At 50.1% G+C, this 18,789-nt stretch carries 16 protein-coding genes; 3 read left to right on the forward strand and 13 right to left on the reverse strand.

Features of this window, described 5'->3' with window-relative positions:
• Position 1 precedes the first annotated feature (1 nt).
• From FD07_RS07730 to FD07_RS07740, 3 genes are all read right to left on the reverse strand, one after another.
• Positions 2–2,122 (reverse strand): lectin-like domain-containing protein, encoded by a 2,121-nt coding sequence (locus tag FD07_RS07730; RefSeq protein WP_020089695.1) that lies wholly within the window; start codon positions 2,120–2,122, stop codon positions 2–4.
• A gap of 352 nt (positions 2,123–2,474) precedes the next feature.
• A complete protein-coding gene (gene yjeM, locus FD07_RS07735; RefSeq protein WP_020089696.1) occupies positions 2,475–3,965 on the reverse strand; it encodes a glutamate/gamma-aminobutyrate family transporter YjeM in 1,491 nt (496 codons plus the stop codon).
• A gap of 424 nt (positions 3,966–4,389) precedes the next feature.
• Positions 4,390–5,967: a peptide chain release factor 3 gene (locus tag FD07_RS07740; RefSeq protein WP_020089697.1), complete on the reverse strand. Its 1,578-nt coding sequence runs from the start codon at positions 5,965–5,967 to the stop codon at positions 4,390–4,392.
• Between the two features lie 176 nt (positions 5,968–6,143).
• Here FD07_RS07740 and FD07_RS07745 point away from each other — a divergent pair, with 176 nt between their 5' ends.
• Positions 6,144–6,698, forward strand: a complete 555-nt coding sequence (locus FD07_RS07745) for an AtpZ/AtpI family protein (protein WP_020089698.1) — start codon at positions 6,144–6,146, stop codon at positions 6,696–6,698.
• An 80-nt stretch (positions 6,699–6,778) separates the two neighbouring features.
• On the opposite strand, the gene FD07_RS07750 is transcribed toward FD07_RS07745, so the two are convergent.
• The 5 genes from FD07_RS07750 to ntdP form a co-directional block, all read right to left on the reverse strand.
• Positions 6,779–8,803: a CDP-glycerol glycerophosphotransferase family protein gene (locus FD07_RS07750; protein WP_020089699.1), complete on the reverse strand. Its 2,025-nt coding sequence runs from the start codon at positions 8,801–8,803 to the stop codon at positions 6,779–6,781.
• A 14-nt stretch (positions 8,804–8,817) separates the two neighbouring features.
• Positions 8,818–9,702 carry a hypothetical protein gene (locus FD07_RS07755; protein WP_020089700.1) on the reverse strand — a complete coding sequence of 295 codons (885 nt, stop codon included), beginning with the start codon at positions 9,700–9,702 and terminating at the stop codon, positions 8,818–8,820.
• A gap of 70 nt (positions 9,703–9,772) precedes the next feature.
• Positions 9,773–10,192, reverse strand: coding sequence for a glycerol-3-phosphate cytidylyltransferase (gene tagD / locus FD07_RS07760; RefSeq protein ID WP_020089701.1), 420 nt, complete (start codon positions 10,190–10,192; stop codon positions 9,773–9,775).
• Positions 10,193–10,417: 225 nt separating this feature from the next.
• Positions 10,418–11,530 carry an AI-2E family transporter gene (locus FD07_RS07765; protein WP_020089702.1) on the reverse strand — a complete coding sequence of 371 codons (1,113 nt, stop codon included), beginning with the start codon at positions 11,528–11,530 and terminating at the stop codon, positions 10,418–10,420.
• Positions 11,531–11,705: 175 nt separating this feature from the next.
• The gene (gene ntdP, locus FD07_RS07770) at positions 11,706–12,257 is read right to left on the reverse strand and encodes a nucleoside tri-diphosphate phosphatase (RefSeq protein WP_020089703.1); all 552 of its coding nucleotides are present in this window, start codon (positions 12,255–12,257) and stop codon (positions 11,706–11,708) included.
• Between the two features lie 168 nt (positions 12,258–12,425).
• On the opposite strand from ntdP, the gene FD07_RS07775 reads away from it, so the two are divergent.
• Entirely contained in the window at positions 12,426–12,671 is a 246-nt protein-coding gene (locus FD07_RS07775) for a YdeI/OmpD-associated family protein (protein ID WP_020089704.1), read from the forward strand.
• Positions 12,672–12,832: 161 nt separating this feature from the next.
• Here FD07_RS07775 and FD07_RS07780 read toward each other — a convergent pair whose 3' ends face one another.
• Positions 12,833–14,011, reverse strand: a complete 1,179-nt coding sequence (locus tag FD07_RS07780) for a serine hydrolase domain-containing protein (RefSeq protein ID WP_020089705.1) — start codon at positions 14,009–14,011, stop codon at positions 12,833–12,835.
• A 35-nt stretch (positions 14,012–14,046) separates the two neighbouring features.
• Positions 14,047–14,847, reverse strand: a complete 801-nt coding sequence (recX, locus tag FD07_RS07785; RefSeq protein ID WP_020089706.1) for a recombination regulator RecX — start codon at positions 14,845–14,847, stop codon at positions 14,047–14,049.
• A gap of 196 nt (positions 14,848–15,043) precedes the next feature.
• Between recX and FD07_RS07790 the strand changes: the two genes are divergently transcribed.
• Complete coding sequence (locus tag FD07_RS07790; protein WP_020089707.1) at positions 15,044–15,496, forward strand: flavodoxin; 453 nt, start codon at positions 15,044–15,046, stop codon at positions 15,494–15,496.
• Between the two features lie 187 nt (positions 15,497–15,683).
• Here FD07_RS07790 and FD07_RS07795 read toward each other — a convergent pair whose 3' ends face one another.
• The 3 genes from FD07_RS07795 to wecB are packed head-to-tail and all read right to left on the reverse strand — an operon-like array spanning position 15,684 to position 18,597.
• Positions 15,684–16,595 carry a YihY/virulence factor BrkB family protein gene (locus tag FD07_RS07795; protein WP_020089708.1) on the reverse strand — a complete coding sequence of 304 codons (912 nt, stop codon included), beginning with the start codon at positions 16,593–16,595 and terminating at the stop codon, positions 15,684–15,686.
• 24 nt (positions 16,596–16,619) lie between these two features.
• The gene (locus tag FD07_RS07800) at positions 16,620–17,471 is read right to left on the reverse strand and encodes a nuclease-related domain-containing protein (RefSeq protein WP_020089709.1); all 852 of its coding nucleotides are present in this window, start codon (positions 17,469–17,471) and stop codon (positions 16,620–16,622) included.
• Positions 17,464–18,597 carry a non-hydrolyzing UDP-N-acetylglucosamine 2-epimerase gene (wecB, locus tag FD07_RS07805; RefSeq protein WP_020089710.1) on the reverse strand — a complete coding sequence of 378 codons (1,134 nt, stop codon included), beginning with the start codon at positions 18,595–18,597 and terminating at the stop codon, positions 17,464–17,466. The genes FD07_RS07800 and wecB overlap by 8 nt, the downstream gene beginning before the upstream one ends.
• Positions 18,598–18,789 lie beyond the last annotated feature (192 nt).

Here is an 18,789-nt window from a genome sequence, read left to right on the forward strand (position 1 = left end):
GTCAGGGAACGTTGTTTAGCGTCCAGGTAATATTTGCAGAATATTCGCCTTGAACCGCATCACCATCGACCTCTAAGACCAATCCAGCTTCATCATCCCAACCACCGACAACGTCTGTCACGTCGTCCTGGTCACTGGACGTGCCACTCATCACGGTCATCGGCGTACTGGTCACCGGACTCTTCTGGTCACTGTCGTAGTAGTAAAGACTACCGGACAATTCTTGACCAGCCGCCGTGGCGAACTTCGTGCCCGCCACTTGAAGCGACCATTCCGCACCGGCTTCACGGGTATCTAAAATTTCGACTTGCCAGTCCTTGGTCCGTTTGACTTTCTGGCTGGCACCAGTCAGCGTGGTTGCTTCAAAACTACTCTTAGTCGAAACCTGTTGGAACAACAACTGCCCTGGAACCGTGATCGTATACGTCACCGTATTCGAAACGTTACCGTAAGGATCCTCGACACTCAGCTTCAGCGTATTCGTCCCGGACTTCAACTGGTTAGCAGCAACCGAATAGTTGAACCGACCACTACTGTTATCATCCCCGGCCGGCAGCTTAAAGTCAGCCTGGGCCGTGCCATTCAGCGTGGGATGCACCGTCATATCCGTATTGTTCAGATCGACCCCTTCTGGAATCACAATCAAGCCTTTAAAAGTTGCACTCTCACCGGGCTCCAATTGCACGCTACTTCCGGACAGCGAAAAGAGATTCAATTCCAGCGTCGGGTTCACCGTGAAGACGGACGTGTCAGTCGTTACGACACCGTTAACCGCCGTAAAGCTTCCAGCACTGGCATCCACCGTCACCGGTCCCTTAACGTCTGCTGCCGCTCCCGTAAAGGAAATCGTCGCGGTAGGATTGTCCGCTGATAACGCCTCTCCCAACGTGAAGCTTGCCTGATTATCGGTCATTCCCGCCAGGTCTACGCTACTCGTCTTTCCATTTTGGTAGCGAATTGTAGCCGTTTGGTCATAGTCCAGAGACGCCGGCAATTGAATCTTGGCGGCCACGTCTTTCCAGGATTGCTTCCCATCGCGATAGTCCAATTGATAATCCAAACGGAACTGGTGGGTCCCCTTCAGTACGTCACCGTCGTCAATCGTCTGATTAGTCTGCAGGTCCGTCAGCGTCGTGTGCGCCTTAGCATTCACCAGTCCTGGAACCTTTTCCATCACAACTAAATTATTTTCGTAACTGTCACCGGTCGCACCAGTGAAGCCCCAACGGATTTTCCCAGAATTATCGGGATCAATCTTCTTGAGGTCGAGGTCCGCCGTTTCACTGACGCCCGCCTGATCATTCCCAGTCACGGGGTCCTTGTCGTTAAAGGTATAAGTCATCTGCTTTGTTGTAGCGTCCCAGTCCAACGTTAAATGATGCCACGCACCGTTTGACAAGAGGGTATAGTCACCGGTGATTGCCCCCGCATGAGTCTGCGTGGCATAGTAACCTGAAGCCGGATAGGGCAATAACTGTGAGGCCTTGACCATCTGGTAGGTACTAGCTTCACCCGGATAATTGTGCGCCAGATGCGGGCCCTTCAGCTTACCGTCAAAGGAATCCGCATCCCCCGCATTCGAGTAGTTACTGGACGTATTCAAATGCGTATCAAATTCCAACGCCCAGCTATTCTGAATCGCACTGGCCGCTAGTTTATCTGCGGTGCTCTGCTTCTTATCGGTATCGACGCCCCAGACCCCCAGCGTTTCGCCGGAAATGGTTTTGCCAAAACCCGGGCTTGCTGCCAAACCGGCACCATCATTCTGGAAGACCAGAGCCATCCCATCGGCAGCTTTCTTTCCAGTGTTTCCGAAATACAGCCACATTGAAGCGGTTTCATTCTTTGTCAAATCAAAACTATTGTCGGCGGTTGACCACAATGCTCCAAATTGCTTCTTGCCATTATTGACCTTGGCCGCCTGCGTTCCAGCCGTGTTGGTGTCCACGACTGCCGCCTGGTTATTACTGGTGGTTCCTGGTGTAAAAATATTTTCCAGCGAGATCCCCTGTGGCGCCGACTTCAAGGCGTTATCGTAATCGGTATCGGCCTGGGCCACGCCGCCCCCCAGGACAACGGCTCCTAGACCGAACACCACACCTAACCAAGTCTTCAACTTCATTGTTACCGCTCCTCTCCGCCCCCAAACGGTGTTGGGCCTCAATCGACTAAACAACTCTCTATTTCCTCGTTTAAATGATAGCATGCCTTCACCTTTTGCCGGGCAATGCGTCAAAATATCACGGAATTGCTTCGAAATTTGAACGGCGTCCGTTGGCCCCGTTTGACCCGATAAGTCTGGAACAGCTACGGAAATTGATCGAAAAAAGAAGCATCGCAGCTTTATGGCTACGATGCTCCCATTTTCTTAGTTGTAATCCCTAATTTACCAAGCGATATAAGCTGTCATACTCTGAACACGCTTGTACCGGCTAGCCAGAACTTCTGACAGCTACGCGTGACAACGCTTTTTCCTAGTCCTGCGTAATTTTCCGTTGACGGACGTGGTACCAGATGACCCCTAACAGGCCGAATAAGATCGGTCCCACCAGCATCCAAATCGTACTTTGAATGTCGTCGTTTTCCAAAACGGGTTGAATCAGCGTGAAGGTGTTGGCCCCCAACACCACGAGGAAAACGATCCAGCTAATGACGGTCGTCCAAGCCGGTGACTTGTAGACTTCAAATGGCTTCTGAATATCGCGATTCCGTTTGAACTTAGGAAAGGCGTAGACCAGAAACAGGTAAGGCAGCGTCATAGAAACGTTGGCCATCAGCGTTAAGATATTGTAAAAGGCTGAGGCATCGGTTGACGCGAAGGAAGCTAACAGAATAATAATGATGACGACCGTACACTGCAACTTCATCGCGTAACTTGGCATGTCGTTGTCATTTAATTCCGTAAATTTCTTTGGCCACATGGACTTCGGCGTCCCGAGAATCAACGTCTTGAGTGGTGAGTAGGTCAGCGTGAAGAATGCCCCGGAATAAGCCAGGAACATCCCCAGCCCCGTGTACCGCGCAAACCACAGGCCAATCGTGGTACTTGTTGCCGCGCTCAGACCCAGTGACTCACCCAGCACGTCACCTAAGTTCCGCATCATCACATAACTAATGTTCCCCATATTGGTTGATGGGTCGGACAAGACGGCATTCCAGTTCGTACTGATCCCCCAACAGAGAATCCCGATGGCATAACCCAACGTGATGACGATGGCCGAGATAACGATGGCCTTGGGGAACGTCTTTTCTGGGTTCTTAGTCTTATCGACCATCCCCCCGAGAACTTCCAGACCCCCGTATGCAAAGATAGCAAACACGGCAAAGCTCATAATTCCCATTGGTTGTTGGTAATTTGGGTGCGGGGAGGTCATGAAGTGTTGCAGCGGCTGAGCCATGTGACCATGCCGTAACGCCAAGACAACGCCAGACACCACCAGTAGAATCGCATTCAAACTCATGACGGCGATCCCACCGAGGCTGGTGACCCGCACGATTCCCTTGACCCCTTTGATTGAGACATAGGTGACCAGAATCATCCACAAACAGGATAAGATCCCAATGACTTGGGTCGCATTCAACCCCGCGAAAGCAAATTTTTGCGTCTGATCAGACCCAAAGAATAGTGTGGTGAAGGGAATCCAGACCTTAGCCGAGGTCGAGACCAACCAGATAATGTAGGACGCAAACCACATGAAAGTCCCGATAAACGCAAACTGGGGATTCACGCTGACTTCCATCCACTGGTACATCCCACTCCCTTCATCGGATTTGATAGCGGCACCATACTCCGCCATCATTAAGGCAAACGGAATAAAGAAGAGGACCGCCGCCGCTAAGTAAAATAGAATTGATGAATAACCCATTAAGAAGTAAGCCACCGTACTGTTGGCAAAGCCAAACACGGTGGTGAAGATCATCATGACTAATGCCATTAAGGTTATTTTATTGTTATTTTCAGCCATTATATTTCTCCCCAAATTTTTTAAACTACCCAATTGAAGGCGCTTTTATTAGTTTATATGAGCGACAATACAATCCCCTGTAAATTTAGTAACAGCTAGCTTAGAGTTTCGTGTGATAATCGTGCTTTTTCTCATCAGATTTACCGCCTAAATCTGATGACACCTTAATTTTAGACCCACAACGGTTGCGCCCCACCCCAATTGGGCTCGTCTAGTAAACCCACCGAATTATCCGCAAAAAAAGAGCCAGGGACAAAATCCCAGACTCCTTTGCTTATCTCGATATTATATGGTTGAAACGTGCGCCAAAAGGCAGCTGGTTCCGCTTAAAACCGCTAACCAAACAATCCAAGTTCGGGATTATTCAGTTAGCGGCCTTAATGCTCGCCAGCTAACTGCCTTTTGTCCCACTCTCCATTGGCGATTATAGTTTTGACGTCAATTCAACATCAGGATACTTGTCCTTGAACCAGCGTTCTGCGAAATGATTTTCAAACAGGAACAGTGGTTCACCGTGGTTATCCTTGACCAATAGGTTCCGCGACGATGACATCCGTTCGTCGAGTTGGTCGGGATCAATCCACCGAGCCGTCTTCTTACCCATTGGTTCCATGATAACTTCTGAATTGTATTCATTTTGCATCCGGAACTGGAAGACTTCAAACTGCAGTTGTCCCACAGCACCCAGAATGTAATCGCCCGTCGAGTAGGACGTGTAGAGTTGCACGGCCCCCTCTTGCACCAGCTGATTGATACCCTTGTGGAAGGACTTCTGCTTCATGACGTTCTTGGCAGCGACCCGGACGAAAAGTTCTGGCGTAAATTGCGGAAGCTTCTCGAACTTCACGGCTTGTTTCCCGGTATAAATAGTATCCCCGATTTGGAAGTTCCCCGTATCGTAGAGCCCAATAATGTCACCAGCCACGGCCTTTTCGACGTTTTCACGCGTATCAGCCATGAATTCCGTCACGTTGGATAGCCGGAGCTTCTTCCCCGTCCGTTCCTGTGTGACGTCCATCCCACGGTCGAATTCACCGGAGCAGACCCGCACAAAGGCGATCCGGTCCCGGTGCTTCGGGTTCATGTTGGCCTGAATTTTGAAGACAAACCCTGAAAATTCGGGGTCGGTCGGCTTGATGTCGTTGTCTTCTTGTGTGTGGTGCGCTGCGGGTTCTGGGGCGTATTCCAGGTAGGTCTCCAGGAACGTCTTCACCCCAAAATTTGCCAGCGCTGAACCGAAGAAGACCGGCGTTTGGTCCCCACTAGCGATCTTAGCTTGGTCAAATTGATTCCCAGCTTCACCAATCAGCTCCATGTTATCGCGGGCATCCTGGTACCAGCCATCGTCTTCCAAGTCGTTGTGTTCCGCCAATTCACCGTCTTCAGTCAATGGCAGGTAAGGTTGACTCGCATCCTTAGGCCGGAACAATTCGACCCGTTGGTGATAACGGTCGTACAGACCCTTTAATTCCTTACCCATCCCGATTGGCCAGTTCATTGGATAACCTTCGATTCCCAGCACGTCTTCCAATTCGGCGATCAGGTCCATGGGGTCCCGGCCATCACGGTCCAGCTTGTTCATGAAGGTAAAGATCGGGATGCCCCGCATCTTACAGATCTGAAACAGCTTCTTAGTCTGCGGTTCGATCCCTTTAGCGGAGTCGATAACCATGACTGCGGAGTCCACGGCCATCAGTGTCCGGTAAGTATCTTCGGAGAAATCCTCATGTCCTGGGGTATCCAAAATATTGATGCGCTTGCCTTGGTAGTCAAACTGCATCACGGAACTCGTAACGGAGATTCCCCGCTTCTGTTCGATTTCCATCCAGTCAGACTTAGCAAAGTTACCACTCTTCTTAGCCTTGACGGTTCCGGCTTCGCGCACAACGCCCCCAAACAGCAGGAGTTGTTCGGTAATCGTCGTCTTCCCGGCATCAGGGTGAGAGATAATGGCAAACGTTCGACGCTTGTCCACCGCAGATGCTAATTTAATTTCACTCATATTGTTTAGTCCTCACAAAATTTCTTATTTTAAATAGTCGTTATCTTTTGATTACACAGCTCTTGATTTTAACACATTTAACGTTACAATTCACGGTCTAGGTCCCTTTTTACCCCGCATCTCCGTACTTTCGTGGTATCATAAAAGAATGAATGCATTGAGAAACGGGTGAAAATATGTCGGCGAGTACCGAAGCCATCATCATCGAAATTGTTTTTAGTCTAGGCGCCCTGATTGCCGTGGGTGGCCTAATTGGTTTATTCATTGCCAAACATCGTCGGCGCGGACTGCGACCGGCCATGACCATCATTTTTAGCGGGGCTGGTCTGGTTATCATTGCCTTACTGCTGAACGTCCTGATATTTAAGACTTACGATCACGTCCGGGTCAAGAAGGACCAGTACTACGAGATTGTCAGTCTGACGGCCAACATGAATACCTCATTGGCCAGCAGTCACGCTGAGAACCAGCCGGTCACGCCCCGCGATAAGAAGGCCAGCAAAAATGTAACCTACCTCGTCAAACACACGAATCAGGGCAACCATTCCCTGCAGCTAGCTCAAGCGGCCCAGGCACAGTTGACTACGCAGCAGTGGCCCGATTTGAAGCTGGTCAAGCGTAATTACCGTTTGATCTTAGACCACTACTTCCAGGAGACTGTACAACCCAGTCGTACGGCCACACGGCTCAGTAGCCACGCCTACCAGCAGGCCACGAAGTTCCACAAGTAACCCACTACTATTTTGACAGAAAAGCGAAGCCCAACCGGCTTCGCTTTTCTTATCCGTAAATTTAAGTTTAGTGACACGGGTTACCCGTGCTTTTCAATCTGTTGCACCACGTAGTTGACGATCTTCAGGGAACTTAATCCATCGTCAATTGAACAGAAACGTTGATAGAAGTCCATAAACTTCTGATCATCGCTCATGTCGGGGGTCTTCAGCTTATCACCGATCATCGTCAATAACTGTGACTCGTTGTGGGCAATCTCGCCCGGCAAATCCTTCTCGTAATCGAGATAGAACCCGCGGAGCTCGTCCTTGTACATGTGATAGTCGTACGGGTAGAACAGGATTGGCCGTTTCAAGTACGCAAAGTCAAAGAAGACGGATGAGTAGTCGGTGATCAGCATGTCACTGATCAGGTACAGGTCGGAAATGTTCGGATGGTTGGAGAAGTCAAAGACGACGCCTTCGTACCCGCTGATATCCAACGCGTTACTGATCAAGTAGTGCATCCGCAGAACCAACACGGCATCCTTGCCGTACCGATCACGGAACTCATCGAGAGAGAATGGTAACTCGAAGGTGTACTTCCCCTTCTCGGCAAATTGATTGTCCCGATAAGTTGGCGCGTAGAGAACGACCTTCTTATCCAACGGAATCCCCAGCTCCTGCTTCAACGCGGTCACGTCTTCACGGGTGCTGTTGATGAGTTCATCGTTTCGGGGATATCCAACCTTTAAAATCTGATTGTTAAACCCAAAGGCCGACCGGAAGATCCGCGTGGAATAGTCGTTAGGTGAGACCAAAGCATCCCACCGGTTGGCTTCCCGGACGAAGTTGGCGTGATACTTAGTCGTCGTGGTACCGGGCATCGAGACATTCTCAATATCCAGGCCCAACTTCTTCAGTGGCGTTCCGTGCCACGTTTGAATGTAGGTCACGTAGTTAGGCTTCTTGACCCAGGATGGGAAGCGGGCGTTACTGATCCAGAAGCTAGACTTTTCCAGTGTCCGGACCCACTTAGACGTCCGTCGAATGACGAACGGAATCCCATTTTCCTTACAGAACTTCTTCTGGGACCGGTCAATCGACCAGATAAAGGTAAACCCAGGATAGAGCTGCGTGAACAGTTGGTAAATGGCGTAAGGCGAGTCACTGACTTGCCGCCCACCAAAACTTTCAAAGATTAACGTTGGTTGATCGTAAGGTCGGTGGCCCCGCTTGAACAGCCGACGCATGTAGAACAAGTTGGCCTTGTCCATTAACATCGACAGGAACTTCGTGGCGCCTCCCACCTTGCCTGGCACGTTGGCCAAACGTTGCGGAATGGATGGTGCCGCCGTTTCTTGCACCCGAATCCCGTTGTCGAAACGCTTGTCGATGATCACCAAGCGATGGCCCGGCGTCACAGCTTGAGTCACTTGACCGGCCAACGACTTGGCTAAGACCACGCGCTGTTCCAGGTCTTGACCGTCAATTGTTGAGCGAATGAAGAGCTGTTGCGTACTATCGGCAGCGAGATCGGATAGCGGAATTACCCCTGTAAATAACCCGTGCAAGGTCATCTGGGTAATCGGCCACTCCGCCGAACTGTCGGCCTGTACATTCTTCAAGACCAGTCGTTGATTGGTGATGGCATGGTTGTTGATCCGACTAGGTCCAATCACCTGAAGTTGATCATCCTGCAAGTTAATTGCGTTAATCGTGAACTCGTCTTCCGCCTGCTCCGTATGCATATTGAACAGCGCCATCCCGTTGGCATCGCTGTTCAGCTGGTAATAGCTGGTCAGTGTCAACTGGTGACGGTCACTCAAGTATTCACTCTCGACCTGAATCAGGCCCCGGGTGTTCTGTTGTTGTAGGTTTAAATAAAGTTCCCAGCTAAATTCGCTCTGACCCTCTGCTGGAAATTGGAGGTCACTTGCGTTGAGTCGTAACCGAACGACCTGCGCACTGAGGACCTTGCTGACGGGAATCGTGATGGACGCCTTGGTTTGTTTTTCCAAGAACGTGACCGCGAGATCGTCGAAAGGTTCTGGCACATCGATCAATTCGAGCTCAAGTTCCTGTAAATTCTTTTTATGATGTAATCCTGATAAAATCGCACGCACGATGGAAAAACTCCTTAGTAGTTAAAGATCAGTTGGTTCGGCATTTGCGGTGAGAAGTGCGCATTGACCGCCAAGTCAACGTACAACCGGGTATCATCCGTCAACAATCGACTGAGAACCGCCTGATAGAAGGCAAAGACGTCACTGAAACGGCGGTAGTTCGAGTACGCTAAGACACCGTAATAGGCTTCCGTGGCCGTAATGATCTGTGTCTGATCGACCGTATTGGCTTCTGCCCGTTCCCGTTGCCGCTTCGACAGCGTCTCCGAGGTAGCTACCTGCTTGGCGCCCTCAAATTCGGTAGCTAGCATCGCCGAGGTGGTACTTAAATTATAAATGTGCTCAATTGGTCGTTCATGTCTTACAAAGCGTAAGACGGCCTCTCCGTGCCGATTAAGGAGATAGCTGGTCTGAGCAACCTCACCTTGAATCTTTTCAATCCCGACAACCTGACCGTCTAACCCGTATGTATCGACTTGAGCCAACTGATCGGCTTGATACTGGCGCAGAACCATCGGCGTCTCATCGTCGATCTGCCGTAGCTCCGCCACCATGTGACCATCACTCAGATACCGCTTGACCTGTTCCTGATTGTCAGCAAACAACCGCTGCTCGTAATCCTCGAGCCCTATCGCATGTCGTTCCTCAGTAGTCAAGGCCAGTCCCGGCTCATCAGCGAACATTTCCGCCAAGGTGATCAGGCGAATCTTGTTGACTTGACTGTCCTTTCTGGCAAGTTGATTTAGATATTGTCGCACCGTCCAGACTGATTCAAAATCGACCATCGCCACTAAGACACTGACCTGTGAGCCATTCTTCAGAGCCTTCAACAATTGCGTGGAAAAGTTCGGCTTGTGCATCCCATTAAGGGACGTCAATAAAAATATCATCTGCTGCATTCGTTTGCCTCCGTCTACGCGTTCCTAAGAAAAAATCCCTAGTCTGCGACTAAGGATTTCACTGCCAACACTACTTTTCGTCTTCCGTCCAAGTTTTTTCATCGGAAAGACCTAAATCGTGCTTGATTTTAGTCGTGGAGATACCTTCCGTCCGTGGTAAGTAAATGACTTCACAGTAATCCTTTAAGAAATCAAACTTACCCTTCCAGTCGTCACCCATAACAAAAATGTCAATGTTGTTTTCCTGGACGTCGCGAATCTTTTGGTCCCAAGTAGTTTCTGGAATCACGTGATCAACGTACTTGATTGCTTCCAGAATGTACTTCCGGTCTTCATAAGAGGTGTAAGCCCGCTTACCCTTCTCCGCGTTGAATTCATCGGAGGAAACACAAACCGTTAAATCGTCACCCAAGGCTGCGGCCCGCTTCAATAAACGAATGTGACCCTTATGGATCAGGTCAAACGTTCCGTAAGTAATTACTTTTTTCATGTAGAATCTCCTACTTTATCTGGTTAATTTCCCCGTTGCTTTACCCGGGGGTCTATTTTTCAAAAAATCCAATAACAATCTAAATAGTAGCATATTCAGCGGTCACGTCAACTTCAAACCGCAAACGTTAGTCATTTCTTGATAATTTCTACCCAATTTGCGCGAATTTACGAAAATTCCGGTGCTGTCACCCATTAGATGACGCTCCCTTTCCGAATGACACTGCTACAGTGACTTCTTCTCCGCGTGTTCCAATTGCCAGATGCTGTAGAGATACTGCACCACGGTCTTGACCACCGCGTACAACGGAATCGCCAGAATCATCCCCAGCAGTCCGGCGATATTACCGGCCGCTAACAGGATAATAATGATCGTCAACGGATGAATCTGTAGACTCTTCCCAATGATGTTGGGATAGACCAGGTTGCCATCGATCTGTTGCACCACAACGACCACGATGATCACGTAGACAATCAGGCTGGTACTCGTTGCAAATGCCACGATCAGCGCTGGGAGAATCCCAATGTAGGGGCCCACGTAGGGAATCAGGTTACAGATGCCCGCGAAGAATCCCAGCAGCAATGCGTATTTTTCACCCACGAAGAAGTAACCGATCGCCGTGAAGCTTCCCACAAAGAGGCACTCGACGATTTGACCGCCCACGTACCGAGCAATCGTCTTGTTCATTCGGCCCAGCAGCTCAACGGTTTGCTCACCGTGTCTGGCAGGCAACCACTTCTGAATAGCCGGCATGAACTTGTCGCTATCCTTTAACATGTAGAACAACATCACCGGCACCGTGACTGCTGTCACCGTGACCGTGGTGACCGTGCCAATAATACTCCCGATACCACTGGTCAAGCCACTCATGAAGCCCTGTGCGTACTTGGACAAAGCACTCTGCAACTGCGTTAAGTACTTGGAGAAGTCAATCTCTTTCAGTACTGGATGATTGATCAGCTTGTTGAGGACAGCCTCACTAGATTTGGCAAAGTCTGGAATATTACCGACCAACGTGGTGACCTGGGTAACCAAACGGGGAATCAGCCACATCGCACCGGCCACCAGAACCAAGACCAGGAGTAAAAAGACCAGTGCCACGGCACCCGTGCGATTAATGTGAAACTTCTTCCAACGCACCTTTTCCAGTAATCTGACTACCGGATTCAGCAGGTAGAAGAGAATTCCCGAGATCAGCAGTGGTGCAAATATCGTGGAGAGAAAAATGCCAATCGGAGAAAACAAGAAGCTGATCTGTGTACAGACCCAGATTAAGGCCGCAACAATCAACAGTTCCACGGACCAAAACATCAGTCGTGAATTGGCGAACCACTTCATGGGCAGTACTCCTCTCATTCGTCATTTATTTTTAGAACGCCTTCCCGGACCCAGTAAGCCTCAATGGCCCGCAATGGTGTCCGGTAACAACGATGGCTTTTTGAAAAAAGGAGCCAGCCACGAATGACTTGCTCCTGGTGATACGGAAGACAACTCTTACAGGTCTACGCCGCGATTAATTTGAGCGTCGTAACAGTTCCTGATACCGTTGATACCAAAGATCGACATAGGCTTTAGAAAAGGGGCCCTTGTGATGATTAATCCAATCGACGAGGGTCAAGACGTTTGCCTTCAAAATCCGATCGGTTTCCTCGCCATACTGCCACCGTTGACTGAAATCTTGGTATTCATCAACGTCGAGCAAGCGTTTCTCACCATCCGGAAAGACCTTTACGTCGAGATCATAATCAATATATTTGAGCGCTTCTTTATCCAAAACATACGGGGAAGCCAGATTACAGTAATACGACACCCCGTTATCCCGAATCATCGCAACAATATTGAACCAATAATGCTTGTGGAAATAAACGATAGCGGGTTCTCTTGTCACCCACCGCCGCCCATCGTCTTCAGTGACCAACGTGTGGTCATTAACCCCGATGAGGGCATTTTCGCTTGTTTTGAGTACCATCGTGTCGCGCCAAGTTCGATGCAAACTTCCGTCGTGCTTGTAGCTTTTGATCGTAATGAAGTCGCCTTCCTTAGGTCCTCTAGCTTCGCGCGTCATGTATTAACCCTACTTTCTAAGTAACGGGTAACTATAAAAATTCAATCAATATTATACCAGATTCAGCCGTATTAATGAATAGGCACCGCCACATTCCTGAACAAAATCCTTGGGTGACCCGCAAATTTAAGATAAACTAAATGAATCAATGACCGAGGTGAATAAGCAATGACACAAGCTCCCCTGAGTACTTTTGAACCCATGATTCCACAAGTCGCCGACCTTTTGGCCGATGACCCCAAACTGACTGCCTTCTTTGCCGACCTGACTGTTGGCTACCAACGCGAATGGGCCCGCTACATCTTCGGTGCTAAAGCGGACGACACGAAAGCCCGCCACATCGCCGATATGCGAAAAATTCTAGCTGCTGGCTACAAGTCCAAACGCGCTTACGGCAGTCGCCCTAAAGATTAACCCAGGACTTTTCTAGAGTGGCTCTGACACTCTGCTTATGATCAGCCCGGAGACTAAAAACAGACCCGCTAGCCGCCGCTGTCACCCAAGTTGGTATCCGCGGTACTAGCATGTCTGTTTTTAATTTTGCCTAAATCTAAAATCAATCAGTAGCAACGCACTTACTTGCCCAGCTCACCAGCCTGTAATAGATTCCAGATCTGAATTGCCGGCGTTTGCGAGAGTTGGTTGACCCGGTAGTAGTTACTCAGCAGAACCACCCCGTCCGTGCCATCCTTACTCAACAGCGACGTTGCTTCGTACCCGTAAGCGAGTCCGTGCGTCCGGACGTAGCCGGGGTAAACGTACATCCCGCCACCATACATGGAGGCCGTCCCCGGTGCGAGCAGGACATTGACGTCACTTTCTGGGTAGAGCTTACCTTGCAGCATGTTCCGTTGGGCCGTGTATAGATCACGTGCGGACATGTAGACCTGCCCCGTGCCGAACTGGTAGAACATCGACGCCTTGGATTCCCCAAACTGAGACCCATAGTTGGCGGTCACGTCCGCATTGTTGGCATTCTGATACCCTTGTGAGTACGTGGCCTGATCCGCCATGTTAAAGACGAACCCGGTATGCTTCAGGTGCCAAGCATCGGTAATATTTTGCGTGAAGTACCGCCGGTAGCTCTCACCACTCGTCTTCTGAATAATCCCGGACAACAACATAAAGTTAACGGGTGAGTAATCCCACTTGCCAATCTGAGCTGGCCGACTAACCACGTTGGCCAAGATAAACCGAATCATGCCCTTCTCCGAGTGAAGCTTGCTGGGAAACGCGGGTAATGTCAAGCCGCTCTTCATATCCAGCATGTCCTGCAGCGTAATTTCATCTGATCCGGCAATTGTCGGGTAGTATTTCGACAAGGGATCGGTCAGTGACAGCTTCCCCTCACTGGCGAGTCTCATGATCAGCCCCGCCGTGAACGACTTCTGCACGGAGGCCAACTGGTACACACTGTGGGCCCCGTTCTTCTTATGAGCCGCTGCATCCGCGTACCCCCAGCCCTTTTGGTAGATGACCTGTTTGTTGTGAATGACCAACGCGGTCCCGACGAAACGATTGGCTCGGAGAACTGCATCAATTTCTCTAGTGGCCGCCGTTGGCTTCGCCTTAACAACGGCCTTCTTCACCACCGGCTTTTTCTTCTTGGGCTTAACTTGCCGAACGATTGAACTGCTGCTTGTCTTTGTCTCCGCCTGTGTCTTGGCCTGATTGTTGAACCACCAAGCCAGCCCCCCGCTGAGGCCCAAGACCGTGGCAAACGCCAGCACCGTTCCCATAACTTTAGAATTCATGGTAACTCCCCCTTACCCTTTAATTCTGAATGGATCTATTCAGCCGATTCCCCAAAATCAGCCAGCCATTGACTAATGTCATCTAGCTTAAAGCCCTTGCGATACAACATCTGTTTTGTTTTATACTGTCGCTCCGAGGGACTAAGTGCCCGGTAACGGTGCAGAAATTTCTCGCCCTGCTTAGCCAATAACGCCTGTTGTTCGTCCACGTCTGGCGTCAGGTCCACGGCGTCGAGCATCGCCTTAATTTCATCACCACCGAAGCCCCGCGCCATTAACCCCTGACGCATCTTCTGCTCCTGATTACGTGATGAATTGTGCTGATAACGCTTCGCCAGCTTCTCCGCCACGGCCGTCCCCACGGCCAACTGCTCTTCCGGCGTGTAAAGGGTCAACGCCTCGTCGATTACCTTTTCACCAACACCCTTTTGCCGCAAATGTTGTCGAATGACCCGCGGGCCCTTATCCCCGGTGTGCATCACCGTGCGCACGTAACTGGCAGCGTAGTGGGCATCGTCCACCAACGCAAACTCACGCAACTTTTTCAGTGTCTGTTCGATGGTCTCTTCAGGAATCTCCAACGTCACCAGCTTATCGGCGACTTCCTTTTCCGTGCGCAACTGATGGGATAAATAATCCAGCGCGCGATTGTAGGCCTTCGCCACATCATCGGCAGCGGTCAGCTGTTCTTCCAATTCCTTATCGATTTCCATCCCCTTATACAGGCGAAAATCGACCAATACACTCTCACTCACGGGAAACGCGTAGTGCCCGTCAACGTATATGTTAAACCGGCCACTGCGTTTCTGTGCTTCAATCATGGTAATTTCGGCCATTCAGGTCACATCCTTTTCTCGTCTTATGTCATCATTTTACCAGTTCTCCCACCGAGGTGACGACCCTAACAGCGGTTTAGTTAGTCAATCATCTTTTCGGCGGCACCACCATCCCCACACGTCACCATCCCTAGTCACCATCGCGATAGCCTGCTATAATTAACGGCAATCAGTACAACCAAAGGAGTGAACGATTTTGCTAAAAGCACACGTGGTCTTTGCCACGATTACCGGCAATAACGAAGACGTGGCCGACATCGTTACCGAAAAGTTAGAGGATCTGGGCTGTCAGGTCACCGAAACCGAAATTTCTCAGACCGATGCCGCCGAATTCAACCAAGCCGATATCTGCGTGGTCTGCGCCTACACCTACGATGAGGGTTCCCTGCCGGACGAAGGTCTCGACTTCTATGAAGACTTACAGGCACTAGACCTGAGTGGTAAGACATTCGGGGTGGCCGGTTCCGGTGACACCTTCTACGGCGAGTACTACAACACGACCGTCGATCACTTTGAAGCGGCCTTTACGAAGACTGGCGCAACGCAAGGCGCTCCTAGCATCAAAATCAACTTAGAACCCGATCAGGCGGCCATCGAACAACTCGATACCTTCGCCACCCAACTGGTAACGCACGCGCAACAAGCCTAACCGCATTCATACGGACCCGCCACGGCATTATGACAGGCCTCTATCAACAAAACAACGCTACTGCGTCTAAAAGCTACGACCCATCAAACTTTTCGGAGTTGACGAGTCGTAGCTTTTTGGATTGTTTTTTGAATTAAAGTGACGTTATCACATTGGCCAGCTTAAATAATCAGCCTGGCCGATCCAACTAATCATCTTTGTGGTTACGTTTCAATCGATTCCGCAGAATGTAGGTAAAGACCGCCTGCTCCTCAATGGTCCCCTCAACTAAGTCCTGAATAGCGGCATTGAGCACCGCCCCAAACATCAGGATCAAAGCCGTAAAGTCCAACCAAAACATCAAGACAATGAACGTCCCAATCGTTTTATAACTATCGATATTGTGGACGAAGAATTTCAAATACCAGCTAAATGCTTGCGAGAGCAGTAACCAGCCTAACGTCGCCGTTAAAGCTCCGGGCCAAACATAGCGCAATTTTAATTTCACGCTCGGAACGAAGTAGAACAGAATCATCAGAATAAAGAACGTCATCACAAAAGTTACCGGCCACTTTGCCGCATTGACATACGCTAAGATCTGCGTTGGCAGATGCAAGAGTGGTGTGAGTCGTTCCAATACGATCTGCCCCACACTAAAGAACAACATCATCAGGAACAGAAAGGCAATTAGTGCCACCATCCAGAAGAATGCCACCACTCGATTAACGATGGCATTTTGCTTCCGCACGACACCGTACGCCCCATTGACCGTCCGCTGAAACGCCGCCACGGCCCGTGATGAGGACCAGATAGCCACGACAACCCCAATGGACAGCACACTGCCGCTTCGATTATTCAAAAACGAGTGGATGATCGGTGCCAACAAGTCGTAAACGTTCGCCGGAATAAACGGCTCGATACTGTTCATCACGGTACTGGTTTCAATGTGGAAAAAGGGCAATAAACTTGCTAAAACCAATAACGCTGGAAATAATGACAAAAGGGTATAGTACGCTAATACCGCCGCCGAGTCGGACACGTTCGCCATTTGATAATGCTTACTGATGGTTTGGATGATCCGGTTGATTCCCGCCAAACGCGGGCGCCATTTCTGCCACACGAGCCATGGCCCCTTTCACTAGATTTAGAACGACCCGTAATCCTCGGCAAACTTCAGAGTCCCAATCATCTTCTCCAAGGTCTTACGACTGAACCGCACCCGTTTGGCTTGACGAAAGGCTTCAATAAAGGTCGCCAAATCATCATAGTTAGCCACCGCCGTACAGTTGTACGCGTCATGGGCGTTCAGTTTTGTCTTGTTCCCAACCACTAACGAGTTACTGTGATTGTAACGGTCGTAGTAATTATAGTAAACCAACGGCTTCACAAAGTCGATGATTCGGTCGTTCTTATTTTCCAGCTGACGGTGCATGGTGATTTCACTATTGATGTAACGCACCAGCAGCTTAGAGGACAGTTCCGCCTGGGTAGCTGGGTTGCTGATCCCGGTATGCAGCGTGATGGATCGTTGTCCACGCCCCTCTTGTTCCAGACTCATCGTATAGCCCTGCGTTAAAGATTCATTTTCTTCCGACAGGTTGGGTAGGAAGAACCGGTCTAAATGGTTCGCCAAGGCCTTGGGCACTTCCTTCTCCCGACCACTCAGATTCACGCCAGAGAAGTCATCCAGACTGGATGAGAAGATTTCTTCGGAGAGGTCATGGAAGATCATGCCCCGCCAATACTTACTCTCCACGTTAATGACCCCAAAGGAAGTCACCAGCAAATTATCAATCTGCATCACCCGCCAAGAATCCCCTTCGTTCATTTCCTGAGTCACCGGATTCTTGACCTTGTTTGCAAAGTGCACGTTACGCAGAATCTTATAGTCGAAACGTTCATGATGTTTTGCAGCGCTCTGATGAATCTCCCGCATAATTTCATACAACTGTTCAGTCGTTTTGATTTCGGCTCGATCGTACGCCGTTTCACCCATTAGCATTTCCTCCATTTAATTTTTCTTGAATCGCCGCCAGAATATATTCCGACGCATGCCCGTCCCCATAGGGATTCTCGGCCTGCGCCATCTTATCGTAAGCAGCTTGGTCACTTAATAAACTTTCCATTGCGTCCGTGACACGCTTCGGATCGGTTCCCACCAACTTCAACGTGCCGTTGGTAACGCCTTCCGGCCGCTCCGTGGTATCCCGCAAGACCAGCACCGGTTTGTTCAACGATGGGGCTTCTTCTTGGACCCCACCAGAGTCGGTCATGATGAAGTAACTCTTAGCCGACAGATTGTGGAAGTCGACCACGTCCAGCGGATCGATCAAGTGAATCCGATCCATCCCCCCTAACTCTTCATGAGCGACCGTTTGAACGGCGGGGCTCAAATGAACCGGATAAATCACTTCCACGTCAGGATGAGCCTCGACTTCTGCGCGTACGGCCTTAAAGACGGCGTGCATGGGCGCCCCCTGATTCTCGCGTCGATGCATGGTCATCAGAATCAGCCGGTGACCGGGTTGCACTTGATCCAAGACGGCGTGATGGTAGTTGGCATCCACGGTCTGTTTCAGCGCATCAATTGCTGTGTTCCCCGTCACGTAAATATTCTCCAACGGGTGAGCCTGCTTCAGCAAGTTCTCCTTGGATAATTCGGTCGGCGCAAAGTACAGGTCGCTCAAGATATCGGTCAGTTGCCGGTTCATTTCTTCTGGATACGGCGAGTACTTGTTCCAGGTCCGCAGCCCAGCCTCCACGTGGCCCAACATGGTCTGGTGGTAGAAGGCACTGATACTAGCCGCAAACGTCGTGGTCGTGTCACCATGGACCAGTACGATGTCGGGGGCCGCCTCCGTGATGATGGCATCAAGCTTGGTCAGCACCCGCGTCGTAATGTCACTGAGTGTCTGCTTAGACTTCATGATGTTTAGATCGTAGTCTGGCTTGATCTTAAAGATTTCTAACACTTGATCGAGCATTTCACGGTGTTGTGCCGTGACCACCGTAATCGGTGTAAATTCAGTTGGTCGTTGTTGCATGGCTAGAATAATTGGCGCCATCTTGATGGCCTCTGGACGGGTCCCGAACACCGTCATTACTTTAATTGGTTTCGTCACTATGTTCCCTCCAAATTAACGTTGATTGATTAGGGTCAATTATAGCAGAACGGCGCGCGGCATGTTACGGATTACCCGCTTTTCACCGCGAATTATCAGAAATCCACCAGAAAGACCGCTCATGGGTCTATCAGCCGGCGTCAGCGCATTCGGTGCCCCGCCGCAACAATCGGTAGCGTCAAGAATCTTGTG

The sequence above is a fragment of the Levilactobacillus parabrevis ATCC 53295 genome, assembly GCF_001434055.1.
GTDB lineage: Bacteria > Bacillota > Bacilli > Lactobacillales > Lactobacillaceae > Levilactobacillus > Levilactobacillus parabrevis.